Here is a 14,860-nt window from a genome sequence, read left to right as displayed (position 1 = left end):
CGGGAAGGGATAAACGCTGAAGGCATCTAAGCGTGAAGCCCCCCTCAAGATGAGATATCCCATTCGAAAGAAGTAAGACCCCTTGAAGACGACGAGGTAGATAGGGCAGGGGTGGAAGTGCCGTAAGGCATGGAGCTGACTGTTACTAATCGGTCGAGGGCTTGACCTGAATGGTTGTGTTCACAAAAAATGGAATGATAGATGTGTAGTGTATGCGGTTTTGAAGGTATATCGGAAAGGCCATCGGAGAGATCCGGTGGCTTTTTGTAATTATTTTCCGCAAAATACTTGTTTTTCGAAAAAGATTGTGTTATAGTAACGATTGTCAGGAAAAGATTCCTGAGATATTCCTCGATAGCTCAATGGTAGAGCATTCGGCTGTTAACCGAAGGGTTGTTGGTTCGAGCCCAACTCGGGGAGTTAAGATGAAGAAGCGATACGGAAATGAAAAATCATGACTGTATCGCTTTTTTGCTGTCTGTAGCCATTAAGAAACGCCATCTAACATTTTGACGGTTTTCCATAACATTTCTTCCTGTTCATAGAAGAAAGATTTCGTTATAATGAAATCAGACAGATCACGGAACATGTGCAGAGTCAGGAGTCGTGTCAAGGCGGAACTTTTTCCGATAGGCGCTTGGCGTCATGCCCTGCTTCTGGCGGAAGGCTTTGGTAAAAACTTCGGCATTCCGGTAACCACAGGAAAAAGCGACCGTTTCGATGGAGAGATCCGTATACGATAAAAGCTCAAGCGCACGCGTGATCCGGCAGGAAGAAAGATAGTCCTGCGGTGAGGTATGGAGATATTTCTGAAACAGAGTATAGAGATAACTCCGGTTGACGCAGACATATCTGGCAATATCCGAGACAAGAATTTCATTCGAATAATTATTTCGGATAAACTCGACGGCCTTTTCCACGTAAAGATTGCCACTCTCCCGTGCAAAAGGGTCGGCAAGCGTGATTTCGCGGGAAAGAATTGAGAAAAACTGGTATAGACAGCCTTCCAGAAGATACTGGTCAGAGGTGTCGTAGGTATTGTGCTTCTGCATCTGAAACAAGAGGGACTGCAGTTCACCGGAAAAACTGCACTGGTAGACAGGGTGCTCCTCGGAAAGACCGAGTTCCTGTACATAAGAGGCAGCTTTTTCACCGTCAAAACCGATCCAGAGATAGGTCCAGGGATCATCCGCATCGGCTTCATAGTAGGTGCGGACATTTGGCATCAGGAAAAAGCCCTGTCCGGCGGTTAGGCGGTAAGTGCGGTTTCCGATGGTAAAAGTGCCTTTCCCGGAAATAATATAGTGGATCACGTAATTGGGGCGTACAGCAGGGCCGTAGCTGTGGAACGGCTGGCAGGCTTCGTAGCCGCAGAAGCAGAGATAAAGATCCGAAAATTTATGCTTTGGGACAGGAAGTGTCCAGGAAGTTTCCATAAGTATACCTCACAAAAAGAATCATCAGAAAAGCTGGAATGTCACAAAGGATGAGATTCCGAAATATCAGTAAAATTATATCGTGTTTTGCAGGATACTGCAAGATGCCGCAGGAGGAGGAAATCATGGCAATCAAAGTAAGTGAAAATGGACGGTTATTTACCCTCCAGACAAAAGACAGCAGTTACCAGATGTTCGCAGATGACAAAAATGTGCTTCTGCATCTCTACTATGGAGAAAAAATCGGTGAGGAAAATCTTTCCGGTCTGATTTTCTGTACAGATATGGGATTTGCAGGAAATCCAGAGGAAGCAGGCCCTAACCGGAAATATTCTCTTGATGCACTTCCGCAGGAAATTCCGGGAAGTGGTGTCGGTGATTTCCGTGATGATATGATTGAGATCCGCCACGCGGACGGCAGCTTTGCAGCAGATTTTCGTTTCGATTCGTTCGAAATTCTGGATTATTCCTATGCTATTCCCGGAATGCCGGCGTTGTACGATACAGAGGAAGAAAAAGGTGAGACTCTTGTTATTACAATGACGGAGAAGGCTTCCGATATTGTTCTGAAGCTGTTTTACGGTGTATTTGAAAAGGAAAATGTGATTACGAGAGCGGCAAGACTCGAAAATCACGGAGAAACGGCGATTGAGCTGGAAAAAATGCTGTCTTTCAGCATGGATCTGATGTATGAAAATTATGAGATGATCTATTTCTCGGGTCGTCATGCGATGGAGCGTACGGCGGAGCGGATTCCGGTGCAGCATGCAAAAGTCGAGATCGGAAGCACCCGTGGTACATCGAGCCATCATTACAATCCGGCTGTGATCCTCTGCGAGGAGGGTGCGGGTGAGACACACGGTTCCTGCATCGGCGCATGCCTCGTTTACAGCGGAAACTTTGTTGCGGCAGCACAGAAGGATCAGAAAAATCAGACCCGTTTTCAGATGGGTATTCATCCGACCAATTTCTGCTTCCATCTGGAAAAAGGAGAGGCGTTCGATACCCCGCAGGCAATCTTAAGCTATTCCGGAACCGGTTTTACCAAACTGTCACAGCAGTATCATGAGATCATCCGCGAGCATATCTGCCGTGGCGCATACAAGCATGCCAAACGACCGATTCTGATCAACAACTGGGAAGCAACCTATTTTAATTTCAACGAAGAAAAAATTCTGAAAATTGCAGAACAGGCGCAAAAGCTTGGCATTGAGATGCTGGTGCTTGACGATGGCTGGTTTGGAAAACGAGAGGATGATAACAGTGGTCTCGGTGACTGGTTCGTCAACGAGAAAAAGATGAACGGCTCCATGGCGCAGCTTGCAGAAAAAATTCACAAGATGGGCATGAAATTCGGTCTCTGGTTTGAGCCGGAGATGATTTCCGAGGACAGTGATCTTTACCGTGCACATCCGGATTGGGCATTTGCAATTCCTGGCCGTGTGCCGAACCACAGCAGAAATCAGCTTGTACTTGATATGACGCGTGAGGATGTGCGTGAGTATCTGCTGGAGCGTCTGACAACCATCGTTCATGATGCAAAGATTGATTATGTCAAATGGGATATGAACCGCAGCGTCTGCGATGTTTACAGCCATGTGGCAGCACAGAGCCGGAACGGAGAGATGTATCACCGCTATGTGCTCGGTGTTTACGATTTGATGGAAAGATTCCTTGCCGCATGCCCGAATCTGCTGCTCGAGGGCTGCAGCGGAGGAGGCGGAAGATATGATGCCGGTATGATGTATTATTCCCCGCAGATCTGGTGCAGCGATAATACCGATGCGATCAACCGTCTTTCCATCCAGTACGGAAGCTCGTTCTTCTATCCGATCAGCACCGTCGGCTCCCACGTTTCGGTATGCCCGAACCATCAGACCGGCCGTGTGACACCGTTCCGGACAAGAGGCGATGTGGCGCTGGCAGGAAGCTTTGGATATGAGATGGATCTGAATAAGATTTCAGAGGAAGAAAAAGAGATGGTAAAAGAGCAGGTTGCTGCGATGCATGAATATTACGAGCTCACACACGAAGGCCTGTATTACCGTCTGACCGGACTGAAAAAACAGGATTTCATGGCATGGGAGTTCGTGGCAAAGGATCAGAGCCGCGCACTGCTTACGATCGTAAAGACTGACGCAGAAGGAAATATGCTTCCGGTTCACACGAAAGTGTGCGGTCTTGCAGAGGATAAGCTGTACCGCTGCAGTCTGGACCAGGAAGTCCGCCTTGGCCGTACCTGGAACCGTGCGGGGCTGACCCTGCATCAGGTGCTGGGAGAGTATGAGAGTATCCGGGTCGAATTTACAGAAGTAAAATAAAAAAGATAAGAAAAATCTTCAACTGGATTTTTGGGGGAGGGAACCTCAATCTGGTTGGAGATTTTTTTGCATAAAGAAAATCAAAGCAGGAGGGAAGGAATGTACTCTTTACAGTGCAAAAATAGTTGTGATACAATAAGCAAAAGAAATTTTCTGACAGAAAATAAAGACGGAACTGTCAAGAAAGGAAATTGTACATGAGAAACAGAAAAAACTGTTTAGCTGTTCTTTTGATGACAACTATTGTGGTAATGGGATGTGGAAATCAGCAGGTGGAAAAGGAGAATCCATCGGTTGTCTCCGAAAGAGCATCCAGTGTCCAGGATGAGTCAGAAGATGGTGAAAAAGAGTTTCTTTCTACATACCAGAATATTACAATCACACTTCCAGAAGGCTGGAATGTAATGAGAGATGAGAAAATCCAATGCAGTTTCATATCAGAAGAGGGGGAAAGTCTTGAGATATCGTATCGGGAAGGAATGGCAAAAGTAGCGCTTATGGATTTTCCGGAGGACGAAGAGAGCGCTGAAAATTTGCTCTATCCGAATGAAATAACAGGGGAAAACAGCATCAGCGATTTTATGGTGAAAACAGCTAACGAAGGAAAAGATAACGAGAGTTCCTTTTATCGTTTCCAGGTAAAAAATTCCCTGCAGATTCCGATTGCATTTTTCTGCGGGGTGAAAACGGAGAATGAAGGGTATCAGATCATATGGAAAAAAGGAAGCGGCAGCAACGATACACAGCAAATCGTGCCGGAAATACTGGAGTCTCTGAAGTTCCCGGACAATGAGCTGCTGACAGAAACATTTCAGACGGCCTGCCAGGAGCAGAAAAGAGCGCTGGAAGCAGAAAATAATTCGGATGGCGTGAAAAAGCAGAAGGGTAAGAAAACCGTCACCTGTATCTCACCGGTCAATGTACGTACAGAACCCAACGTCAGCACAAGCCAGGTTATCGGAGCTCTGACGACAGGGGAAGAAGTGGAAATGCTCGGAAAAGAGAACGGATGGTACAAGATTTCGTATGAGGGAAAAACGGCGTATGTGTATGAAGACTATGTGAAAGAAAAAGAAAATTAAAAAAATGATATTTTCAAAAAAGCTGCCGAAGCAAACAGAACCGGCAGCTTTTTTGAAATAATTTTGAAAAAGAAAAATCCCGGAAACCATCTGTTTCCGGGAAAATAGAGGCGTCGACCGGATTTGAACCGGTGGATACTGGTGTTGCAGACCATTGCCTTACCACTTGGCTACGACGCCATATGACTCCGACGGGAATCGAACCCGTGTTACCGCCGTGAAAGGGCGATGTCTTAACCGCTTGACCACGGAGCCGAAGTTTTTATTTTGTCTGCCGTGATTTTTGCTCAGCGACAAGTAGTATATTATCATAAGAAAACGAGTTTGGCAAGTGTTTTTTGAAAAAAAATCAAAAATTTTTGAGATTTGTGTTGCCGTGCATTCAGAAGGAAAAAATTTGCCGGGTCAGGGCATGGCTTTTCGATATTCTTCCGGTGACATACCAAAAGTCCGGCGGAAAATGCTGGCGAAATAGCTGGGGCTTTCAAATCCGGTATGCAGAGCAATTTCCAAGATAGAAAGCGAGCTGCCGGTAAGAAGATCTGCGGCTTGGGTTACGCGGTACTGGTTGATATAGGAAATAGGCGTTGTGTGAAAGTGCGTTTTGAAGAAACGACAAAAATATTGTGGATTCATATTGAGTATAGCAGCAAGATCTGAAAGACGGATTTTAGAATCATAGTTATCCTGAATATAACGTAAGAGTTTTTTACACTGATCAGATCTTTCTTTTTTACGAGTGCAGAGGGGTTCCGGATGAAGAAAAAGCTGGTATTGCGCCAGAAGTGCAAGAATCCGATACATGTCACTTTTGATCAGAAGAAACCAGCCGATGGGTTTGGTATCGTATGCATACAGGATTTCCTGGAAAAGCTCAGATAATGTCAGTACAAATGTTTTCTGTGTCTGAGAGGAGGCTTCAGCAGCAGAAAGCTCTTCCAATGGAAAAGCCGGAAGAAGCAGTTGATGAGAGAGCAGCGGACGAATCCAGTCTGCTTCACAGGAATCCAGATAGGCACATGAGAGAATTTCTGGAAGAAATACAAGGGCATGGTGAACCGAAGGGGTAGTTCCAATGCTGCAGAGCTGATGCAGTTCGTGACTGTTGATGAAAAGAAAAGTACCTTCGGAAATTGTCCGGGTTTCAGTTTTCAGTGTCAGAGTGAGAGTACCTTTTTCAACCCAGATCCATTCTAATTCTTTATGCCAGTGAAAAGGAACAGAGAGCCCGCCATGAGCATAATCCTGATGATAGATATGGAGCGGAACAGGTTCGGTTCCATGCACGGTAAAATCCCGGATTCCGTCAGAAAGAACAGGGGAACAAGATTCAGGAGAAAAGAGCTCTTTTGAACGTTCTTTTTTCATAAAAGTCAAAATCCTTTCATTAAATACGAAAATCAGGTTAGAAAATATAAGATAATATCATTATACTGCTTTTATGGGAAAAAAGAAAGAGAGGACAGAAAATGAAAAGAGAGTGGTGGCATAGCTTAACCGTATATCAGATTTACACCAGAAGTTTCTGTGACAGCAACGGAGACGGCATCGGCGATTTTGGAGGGATTCTGCAGAAGCTGGACTATCTGCAGGAGCTTGGTGTTGGAGCCATCTGGCTTTCGCCTTTTAACGATTCTCCTAATTGCGACAATGGATATGATGTCAGTGACTATTATAAAGTAATGGAAGAAGCGGGCACAATGGAAGAGCTGGAAGAACTGATCGCAGCCTGTGAAAAGCGGGAAATTGTGGTCATGATGGATCTTGTTTTAAATCATAGTTCCCATCTGCACCCATGGTTCCTGGAAGCCAGAAAGGATCGAAACAGTAAATACCATGATTTTTACATCTGGAAGGAAGGAACGAAGGAGCAGCCGCCAGAAGGCGGCGGAGCATTCTTTGGAGGAAGCACCTGGGAATGGGTGCCGGAGGTTCAGGAATATTATTATCACAGTTTCAGTGTAATGCAGCCGGATCTGAACTGGAAAAATCCGTCGCTTCGGAAAGAGCTGTACCGGATGCTCCAGTTCTGGATGGATAAAGGGATCCGTGGTTTCCGGCTGGATGCAATTGACAATATTGTAAAAGATGGACATGGAGGAAATGATACTCATTCGGAGCAGATTCATACATACTTAATGGAAATGAATCAGAATACGTATGGAAAATCAGAACAGATCCTGACAGTGGGGGAAACCGGAGGTGCTACGGTAGAAATGGCACAGCAGTATTCTGATCCGGAAAGCCAGGAGCTCAGTATGATTTTTCAGTTTGAACTGATGGGAATCGACGGCATCCGAAGTGGAAACTGGGATCCGAAACCGTATACGCTGCCGCAACTGAAGCAGATCTTTGAAAAATGGCAGACGGGACTGGAAGAAAAAGGATGGAACAGCCTGTTCTGGGGAAACCATGATTTTCCGCGTGTCGTATCGCGCTTTGGAAATGACAGGGAACCGTATCGGGAAAAATCAGCAAAAATGTTGGCTGTCCTTCTCCATGGGATGAAAGGAACTCCTTATATTTACCAGGGGGAAGAAATCGGTATGACAAATGTGTCAGGGCTTCGGATTGAGGACTATCAGGATATCGAGTCTGTAAATTTTGCCGAAGACCGTAAAAAAGAAGGCTGGGAGGAAGAAAAAATTCGTACCTATCTTGCACGGAACAGCCGGGACCATGCGCGGACGCCAATGCAGTGGAATGCGGAAAAACACGCCGGATTTACAGCGGGAACACCGTGGATGGCGGAAAATCAGAATTACGAGGAGATCAATGTGGAAAACAGCAGAAAAAATCCGGATTCCCTCTTCTATTTCTATCAAAAACTAATTGCGCTGCGTAGGAAAAATGACACTCTTGTTTATGGGGATTTCCGTCTGATTGAGGAAGAAAATCCGGATATTTTTGCTTATGAGAGAAATCTGGGAGAGAAAAAGCTGATTGTGCTCTGCAATTTCCGGGATACCGCGGCAGAGATGAAAGCCCGATATGATTTGACAAAAGGAACGGTTCTGGTTCATAATGATACAGAAAGTCTCACAAAAGAAGTGTGGAAGTTACAGCCGTATGAGGCGTATATGATTGAACTTCTGCAGTAAAAAGACAGAAATGAAAAGTAGCAGGAGAAGAAAACTGCAGGAGCAACTGGAAACAGGAGGGAGAAAATGTATCGCGTTCTTCTTGTAGAAGATGAAGAAATTGAACTGGAGACATTGCGGGATTATATTGACTGGAAAAAGAACGGGATTTCCAGAGTATTTACCGCGCGCAATGGCAGAAGGGCACTGGAGTGCCTGGAAGAAAATATGGCAGATATTGTGATTACGGATATTCAGATGCCAGGAATGAGTGGAATTGAACTGGCAGAGACGATCGTACGCCGGGGGTATCCATGCAAAATTGTTTTTCTGACAGGATATGATGATTTTTCCTATATCCATTCCGCTTTTCAGGTGAATGCCGTGGATTACCTTTTAAAGCCATTTACGATTGAAGAAGTAGAAGCATGTCTGAGAAAAGTGAGAAGTGAACTGGAGAAAAGTGAGATAGCAGACTGGTCGCGGAAAACGGCGGCGAAGCAGTTGCTGGAAATGGCTTTGCGGGAAAAACAGGAAACAGAGCTTTTACGGAAAAATTTCCGTGGTGTATTTGGAGAAGAACTGGAAGAGTGCAGGTTTGGAATCATAGCGGTTTATGGAAAAACGGAAGAAAACATCTGTAGCCAAATTCAGGAAAAATACAAGGGCATCCGTTACATCAGCAAAACGGAACGGATCAGCATTCTGCTGCTGGCGGGGTATCTGTCGGTGAAAGATACGGCATTTCAGATCTGGAATGATTTGAAAGAAGACGCACCGAGAGCCGTTGGATGGTGCAGTGGAGCATGGACAGCTGACTGCCTGTACGAAAAGGCGGAAAAACTTCGGAACTGTTGTGTTCCGGCATTTCATATGGATCCACCGGAACTTTTCTGTGCAGATGAAAAAGAAACGGAAGAGGAAAAAGCATATCATTTCCGGGAACAGAAGGAGCGGAGAGAAGAAATCTGTCGTCTGGTCAGCAACGGGAAAAAGCAGGAAACGCTGCAGACCATGAAAGATTATTTTCAACAGCTAAAGGGGCTTGCGCCGAAAACATTTGCGGGAGAAGTTTACAATCTCTATATGTATCTATGGAACCGTCTTGTTTTGAGCGATGAACTGCTGGAAAACTGGATGGAAGCAGAAAAAATTTTGAGAGAAAATGAAATTTTTGAAGCAAACAACAGTTATCAGATGCGGGAAAAGATGAAGCAGTATCTGGAACGGATGTTGGCATTTTTTGAAGAACAGAATCAAAATCCAAATTACTATGCCGTTTATCAGGTAAAAACATATCTTCAGGAGCACTGCTCGGAAAGCGCAGATATCGAGAAGCTGGCCGCGGAGGTCGGTTTGTCTCCGAATTATCTGAGGAGCCTGTTTAAAGAGGCAACAGGAAAAACGATTTTGGAATACAATACGGAAATGCGTCTGCAGAGGGCGGCGGAACTGTTAAAGAATAAGAAAAATAAAGTACGGGAAGTGAGTCTGGCGGTTGGATATGAAAATGTTTCTTACTTTGGCGTTGTGTATCGCAATGGCGATGAGTGTCCTGATGGCAGCGGGAATGCTTGCAGGATGCGGATCAAATGGCAGTACATCATCAAGTACTGCATCCGGCAGTGCATCATCTGCATCGGGCGAGGTAACAACAGACGGAGTTACGATTTCTATCTTTGACAAAAACTCCGGAAGCAATACCTTTGATGATCCAGTTGCAAAAGCAATTGAGGAAAAAACAGGTGTCAAAATTCAGGTAGAAAATCCAACCGGAGATCCGCTGGAAAAATTGAACCTGATGCTGACCGGTCAGAATTACCCGGATATCGTCCTGATGGATCGTGGAAATGATATTGTAAACCGTTACATTGAGGCAGGCGCACTGCTTCCGTTGAATGATCTGATCGATGAGTACGGCCCGGATGTAAAAGAGATGTACGGGGAAACCTTAAACAAGAGTCGTTATACCGATGGAAAGAATTACTATCTGAATAACTGGTACGGAGAAGATCCGGATCCGGTAGCCGGTGTTCTGATGCGCTATGATTATCTGTGCGAAATCGTTGGAAAAGACCGCGCAGACAGCGATGAGCCATTTACACAGGAAGAGTATATTGACATTTGTAAGAAATTCAAAGAACTTCATCCGACCATTGACGGAAAAGAGAGTATTGCCATTACCTTTGATGCAGAATCCAAAAACTACGATGGAACATTAAAAGGAATGTATGGTCTGAAAACATATTATCAGGATGGGGACAATCTGGAACATGTTGCCAAAGCACCAAACTTCAAAGAGATGATGTCCTTTGCCAATGAACTGTATACCGAGGCCTTCTGGACAAAGAGTGGGTTGTCAACAAGAAAAATCAGTGGACGCAGAAACTGTCTGCAGGCAACGTATTCAGTACCTTTGCTTCCTACTGGGATACCGATGCAGCAAATACAGCACTTGCTTCTTCTGTAGGAGAAGATGCAAAATTCTATTCCTATAAAATCCTTGGAAACGGAATCAGTGCAGATGAAACTACTTACTCCGGAAGAAGTACACTTGGCTGGGATGCAATCGCGATCACCAAGAATTGTAAAAATCCGGAAGCAGCCATGAAGATGATCAACTACCTTGCAAGCGAAGAAGGACAGTATCTTCTGATGTGGGGTATTGAGGGAACCAACTGGAATATGGAAGATGGAAAACACGTTCCGAACGATGATCTGATTGAAGGATTCCAGACGGATTTTGACAAAACAATACTGGATACCGGCGTCCGCAAATGGACCTGGTTTGTAAAGAACGGAAATGGTACAGACGGAACTCCATACGATGTATCACAGTATAAAGTAAAAGAGACCCGGCAGGTGGCTATGAATCACTTTGGTGAGAACGACAGATGGGATACCGCAGAATTTGCAGGCCTTACCCCGGCAGGAAGCACTCCGGATGGCTTGAAATGGCAGAAAATCCAGGATATCTACGATCAGGAATATCCGAAGATTGTGAATGCAGACAGCCACGATGCGGCAATGGAAGAGTACGACAAGATGATTTCCGAAATGAATGACGCAGGACTGGAAGATGTAGAAAAAGTTATCACACAGAATTATCAGGAGCGTATGAAACTCTGGAATGAGTAAGCTAAAGTAAAATAAAAAAATCACACACGGAAAAGAACCGGCAGAAATCGAAATACAGATTTCTATGTCGGTTCTTTTTTATCAGAAGAAGCATTGCGATTTTCAAGGAATCTGGATATAATGAGGAAAACTGGAAAAACAGGGAAATCCAACCGCATGAGACAGGAGGCATCGTACATGGCAGCGAAAGAACAGTTAACCGCAATGGAAATGATCTGGGGATTTATGAGTGGGACGACAGGACATATGGGAAAGACGGACTTTGCGCCGCAGAAGGAAGCGTTCGGGGATTTTGCATCTCCGGAAACGTATTTTCCGCGCGTGGTGCCGGAGAGCGAGGGCATCTCATCGGAAAAGCTGACGCAGATGCTTCGTGAGCTCGCCGCTGCGCGCCATACGGACATGCATCATCTGCTGGTCCTGCGGAACGGACATGTCATCTGCGAATGCAATTTCGCCCCATACCGCAGCGGCATCTGGCATGCGACGTATTCGATGTGCAAGAGCATCACCGGCATGGCGGTCGGTTTTCTGATCAGTGAAGGAAAACTTTCCCTGGACGAGAACGTCTATGATATTTTTGAAAAACGAAACGGTCTGCTGCAGAAGATCCTGCGCCCGAATCTGACCGTGGAGCATCTTCTGACGATGAAGAGCGGCGTACAGTTCAACGAGATGGGCGTTGTTTCCGGCAACGACTGGGTGGACAGCTTCTTAAATGCGCCGGTCAAGGGAACGCCGGGCGAAGCGTTTGAGTACAACAGTATGAACACGTATCTGCTGTCTGCAATCATACAGGAGCGCACCGGCATGAAGATGGTGGATTACCTGCGGCCGCGCCTGTTCGAGCCGCTCGGTATCAAAAAAATCTTCTGGGAGAGCTGCCCGGCAGGGATTACGAAAGGCGGCTGGGGCCTCTTCCTGTGCCCGGAGGACGCGGCCAAGCTCGGGGTGATGTACGTGAACGGCGGAAAATTCGAAGGAAAACAGATCGTCCCGGCGGAATGGGTCGCAGCGTCCACCTCCGTTCATGCGACACCGCCGGAAAAGATGGGAAAATATGGCTATGGTTACCAGGTCTGGATGGAGGAGCGGCCGGGCAGCTTTGCGTTCAATGGCATGCTGGGGCAGAACGTGCTCGGTTATCCGGATACCGGCGTGGTGATTGTGACGAATGCTGGCAGCAATGAGCTGTTCCAGACGTGTGAGATGCTTGACATTGTGCGGAAGTATTTCGGTGCGGAATTTGGTGCAGAGCTGAAATCCGGCGAGGCGGAAAGCCCGATGGCATATCAGAAGCTGGTGCAGACCTGCCGTGATCTGGAGGGCGCGAAAGAGACACCGGGAAGAATCCTGCGCGGCGGCTGGAAGCGGAGAACACCGGGGCCGCGGAACAGCGGAACACCGCGTCAGATCGATATGGCGCAGCTTCTGCACGGAAAAGAATATAAAATGGAGGACACGCATGTCGGCATGTTTCCGCTGACGCTGCAGGTCTTCCACAACAACTTTTCCGACGGCATCCGCCGCATCGGTTTCTTCTATGAAAAAGGCCGTTTCTTTGTCGAGCTGACCGAGGGAGAAAAAACACAGCGCATTGAGATCGGTCTTACGGGGTCCAAAGTTGTAGAATGGGTGGAAAACGAGGAATCGTATCTGCTCGGAACGACGGGACAGTTTGCGGAGAATGAAGACGGCGAACTGGTGCTGAAGCTTGAGTTTGCATTTCTGGAAGAGGCCGCAAGACGGAGGGTCAAAATCATTTTCCAGCGTGATTTCGAGCGGATCAGACTGGAGTGGAATGAGACGCCGGGCAAGGATCTGATTATCGAGGGCCTTGAATCCCTCGTGACGGATGTGGCGATCGCACCGCTTCTGCCGTCGCGGTTCCGCGAGCGGAGCCTTGACATGATCCATCTGCTGATGGCACAGACCATTGAGCCAATGGTAGAGGCACACCGTGTGCGGCCGGGGGAAGAAACGGGGACAGAAGAAGCGGCAGCGGAAGCTGAATCGGCCGCGGCAGTGGAAAATGCGGAAAACGCAGAAGAAACGGTGTAAAAACAGAAAAAATCAGAAGAGAAATGTGGATAAAAAAGGGAATGGAGCTGCCGGATGCGCAGTTCCATTCCCTTTTAAAAATACAGATTACAGATTCAAAGCCATATCGCCGGATTTGATCAGGTTTGCCTTGCGGAATACCTCTGAGAAGAACAAGGTGATCACAGCCGGAAGCACGAAGTGGAGCAGAATGATTTTGATGATGACGAGCTTCGGATCATCGTAAGTGATCATCGTCTGATACGTTGTGATCTGTCCGACAAGACCTGCGGAACCCATGCCGCTTCCCGTTGCATTATTCTGCATATTGGCGAGGATTGTGGAGACGGGTCCTAAAATCGCACTCGAGAAGATGACGGGCAGCCAGATCAGTGGATGACGCATGATGTTCGGCACCTGAAGCATCGAGGTTCCAAGACCCTGTGCGACAAGGCCGCCGAATTTGTTTTCCCGATAACTTGCAACCGCGAATCCGACCATGTTGCAGCAGCAGCCGATCGTTGCGGCACCGGCGGCAAGACCGGAAAGATTCAGAATGATGCCGAGTGCAGCGGAGCTGATCGGCAGTGTCAGAACCATACCCATGACGACCGAAACAACGATGCCCATGATGAACGGCCGCTGTTCCGTTGCCCAGTTGATGATGCTTCCAAGGCCTGTCATCATCTGGGAGATCGGCGGTCCGACGAGCAGTCCGACAACGGAACCGGCTCCGATGGTGATGACCGGTGTCACGATGATATCAACCTTGGTCTTGCCGGAAACCAGATGGCCGCAGGTGATGCCTGCGAAAGCTGCGATGAAAGCGCCGAGCGGTTCGCCAGGTCCTGCCAGAACGGCATTTCCGTCCACAAAGAATGTGCCGCCGGTGATCTTGCCGGCATAACCGCCGACCATGGCGGCGACGGCTGCAGAAACCGTGACAAGCGGGCTTTCCCCATATTTCACTGCCACGCCGACACCGATACCGGCACTTGTCAGGGCTGCGGCAGCTTTTCCAAGCAGATAGATCACATTTCCGGTCGAACCGCCGATCAGAAGACCGATCTGCTGAATCATCGTACCGATAATCAGGGTTGCAAAAAGACCCTGCGTCATGCCGCCGAAGCCATCAATGAAGATGTGCGAGGCGACTTTTTTGATTGTTCGCATATGGAATTCCTGCCACTCAAAATGTGATTAAATATACTTATCACATCGAGATAATGTAAGTTCTCACGAATCTTACTTACTGCTTCAGTGTGTATACTTTTGATTGACCGAAATCATATCTACTCGTAGGTCCATGTACACTCCACAGTCTTTAATTCCCGAAATAGCCTTCGGTACATACTTACATTTGCTTCCTTATGCAATTTTGTAAGTTTTTACGTCCCTCAGATTCAGTGCCGCATTGAAATCCCTGTCTTCGACATAGCCACAATGACATCGAAATGTTCTATCGGAAAGTTTTAAATCTTTCTTGATCGTTCCACAACAATGGCAGATTTTTGATGATGGATACCATCTGTCTGCAACCCGAAGTTCAATGCCATTTTCTTTGCTTTTCGCCTTCAGTTTTATTCTGAATTCGTAAAACTTCTGCGAAGCAACTGCTCTTGAAAGATGTTTGTTCTTCATCATCTCCGATACATTTAAGTCTTCAATCGTTATATAAGATGGTTTGGTTTTTACGATCTCTGCGATTGTCTTATTGATGTAATCCGTACGGATATTGTCTATTTTATGATGAAGTTTTTGTA

The 14,860-nt window shown here is 46.6% G+C and carries 11 protein-coding genes, 3 tRNA genes and 1 rRNA gene; 9 read left to right on the top strand and 6 right to left on the bottom strand.

The features are described 5' to 3' along the window. Together DXA55_RS15955 and DXA55_RS15950 are read left to right on the top strand one after the other, a co-directional pair. Positions 1 to 169, top strand: a 23S ribosomal RNA gene (locus DXA55_RS15955); the annotation flags it as partial. Positions 170 to 348: 179 nt separating this feature from the next. Continuing rightward, positions 349 to 420: transfer RNA gene (locus DXA55_RS15950), tRNA-Asn, on the top strand. Between the two features lie 158 nt (positions 421 to 578). Here DXA55_RS15950 and DXA55_RS15945 read toward each other — a convergent pair. After that, positions 579 to 1,436, bottom strand: a complete 858-nt coding sequence (locus DXA55_RS15945) for an AraC family transcriptional regulator (RefSeq protein WP_117814622.1) — start codon at positions 1,434 to 1,436, stop codon at positions 579 to 581. A 125-nt stretch (positions 1,437 to 1,561) separates the two neighbouring features. Between DXA55_RS15945 and DXA55_RS15940 the strand changes: the two genes are divergently transcribed. Together DXA55_RS15940 and DXA55_RS15935 are read left to right on the top strand one after the other, a co-directional pair. Then, positions 1,562 to 3,757 (top strand): alpha-galactosidase, encoded by a 2,196-nt coding sequence (locus tag DXA55_RS15940; protein WP_117814623.1) that lies wholly within the window; start codon positions 1,562 to 1,564, stop codon positions 3,755 to 3,757. Positions 3,758 to 3,954: 197 nt separating this feature from the next. Beyond that, entirely contained in the window at positions 3,955 to 4,839 is an 885-nt protein-coding gene (locus DXA55_RS15935) for an SH3 domain-containing protein (RefSeq protein WP_117814621.1), read from the top strand. 108 nt (positions 4,840 to 4,947) lie between these two features. On the opposite strand, the gene DXA55_RS15930 is transcribed toward DXA55_RS15935, so the two are convergent. The 3 genes from DXA55_RS15930 to DXA55_RS15920 all read right to left on the bottom strand — a co-directional run bounded on the left by DXA55_RS15930 (position 4,948) and on the right by DXA55_RS15920 (position 6,207). Next, a tRNA-Cys gene (locus DXA55_RS15930) sits at positions 4,948 to 5,019 on the bottom strand. Positions 5,020 to 5,022: 3 nt separating this feature from the next. Next, a tRNA-Glu gene (locus DXA55_RS15925) sits at positions 5,023 to 5,094 on the bottom strand. A gap of 150 nt (positions 5,095 to 5,244) precedes the next feature. Then, positions 5,245 to 6,207: an AraC family transcriptional regulator gene (locus DXA55_RS15920; protein ID WP_117814620.1), complete on the bottom strand. Its 963-nt coding sequence runs from the start codon at positions 6,205 to 6,207 to the stop codon at positions 5,245 to 5,247. 101 nt (positions 6,208 to 6,308) lie between these two features. Between DXA55_RS15920 and DXA55_RS15915 the strand changes: the two genes are divergently transcribed. The 5 genes from DXA55_RS15915 (at position 6,309) to DXA55_RS15895 (ending at position 13,118) form a co-directional block, all read left to right on the top strand. Then, on the top strand, positions 6,309 to 7,940 hold the full coding sequence (locus DXA55_RS15915; protein ID WP_117814619.1) for a glycoside hydrolase family 13 protein: 1,632 nt from the start codon (positions 6,309 to 6,311) through the stop codon (positions 7,938 to 7,940). A gap of 66 nt (positions 7,941 to 8,006) precedes the next feature. Then, on the top strand, positions 8,007 to 9,602 hold the full coding sequence (locus DXA55_RS15910; RefSeq protein ID WP_117814618.1) for a response regulator transcription factor: 1,596 nt from the start codon (positions 8,007 to 8,009) through the stop codon (positions 9,600 to 9,602). Further along, on the top strand, positions 9,490 to 10,389 hold the full coding sequence (locus DXA55_RS17975; protein WP_278309031.1) for an extracellular solute-binding protein: 900 nt from the start codon (positions 9,490 to 9,492) through the stop codon (positions 10,387 to 10,389). The genes DXA55_RS15910 and DXA55_RS17975 overlap by 113 nt, the downstream gene beginning before the upstream one ends. A gap of 137 nt (positions 10,390 to 10,526) precedes the next feature. Next, the gene (locus DXA55_RS15900) at positions 10,527 to 11,057 is read left to right on the top strand and encodes a hypothetical protein (protein WP_242998638.1); all 531 of its coding nucleotides are present in this window, start codon (positions 10,527 to 10,529) and stop codon (positions 11,055 to 11,057) included. 177 nt (positions 11,058 to 11,234) lie between these two features. Next, a complete protein-coding gene (locus tag DXA55_RS15895) occupies positions 11,235 to 13,118 on the top strand; it encodes a serine hydrolase domain-containing protein (protein WP_158565103.1) in 1,884 nt (627 codons plus the stop codon). Between the two features lie 87 nt (positions 13,119 to 13,205). On the opposite strand, the gene DXA55_RS15890 is transcribed toward DXA55_RS15895, so the two are convergent. Continuing rightward, complete coding sequence (locus DXA55_RS15890; RefSeq protein ID WP_117804871.1) at positions 13,206 to 14,270, bottom strand: PTS transporter subunit IIC; 1,065 nt, start codon at positions 14,268 to 14,270, stop codon at positions 13,206 to 13,208. Positions 14,271 to 14,465: 195 nt separating this feature from the next. Then, positions 14,466 to 14,860 (bottom strand): RNA-guided endonuclease InsQ/TnpB family protein (locus tag DXA55_RS15885; RefSeq protein ID WP_147342036.1); only part of this gene is annotated, 395 nt, incomplete at its 5' end.

This window comes from Blautia sp. OF03-13 (assembly GCF_003460685.1).
Taxonomy (GTDB): domain Bacteria; phylum Bacillota; class Clostridia; order Lachnospirales; family Lachnospiraceae; genus Fusicatenibacter; species Fusicatenibacter saccharivorans.
The sequence above is the reverse complement of the archived record's forward strand: the minus strand, read 5'-3'. Positions and strand labels throughout refer to the sequence as shown.

What these genes read in the sequence shown, in the direction of transcription:
- DXA55_RS15945 (WP_117814622.1), bottom strand. Translation starts at nt 1,436, where the DNA reads ATGGAAACTTCCTGGACACTTCCTGTCCCAAAGCATAAATTTTCGGAT.
- DXA55_RS15940 (WP_117814623.1), top strand. Translation starts at nt 1,562, where the DNA reads ATGGCAATCAAAGTAAGTGAAAATGGACGGTTATTTACCCTCCAGACA.
- DXA55_RS15935 (WP_117814621.1), top strand. Translation starts at nt 3,955, where the DNA reads ATGAGAAACAGAAAAAACTGTTTAGCTGTTCTTTTGATGACAACTATT.
- DXA55_RS15920 (WP_117814620.1), bottom strand. Translation starts at nt 6,207, where the DNA reads ATGAAAAAAGAACGTTCAAAAGAGCTCTTTTCTCCTGAATCTTGTTCC.
- DXA55_RS15915 (WP_117814619.1), top strand. Translation starts at nt 6,309, where the DNA reads ATGAAAAGAGAGTGGTGGCATAGCTTAACCGTATATCAGATTTACACC.
- DXA55_RS15910 (WP_117814618.1), top strand. Translation starts at nt 8,007, where the DNA reads ATGTATCGCGTTCTTCTTGTAGAAGATGAAGAAATTGAACTGGAGACA.
- DXA55_RS17975 (WP_278309031.1), top strand. Translation starts at nt 9,490, where the DNA reads ATGCTTGCAGGATGCGGATCAAATGGCAGTACATCATCAAGTACTGCA.
- DXA55_RS15900 (WP_242998638.1), top strand. Translation starts at nt 10,527, where the DNA reads ATGAAGATGATCAACTACCTTGCAAGCGAAGAAGGACAGTATCTTCTG.
- DXA55_RS15895 (WP_158565103.1), top strand. Translation starts at nt 11,235, where the DNA reads ATGGCAGCGAAAGAACAGTTAACCGCAATGGAAATGATCTGGGGATTT.
- DXA55_RS15890 (WP_117804871.1), bottom strand. Translation starts at nt 14,270, where the DNA reads ATGCGAACAATCAAAAAAGTCGCCTCGCACATCTTCATTGATGGCTTC.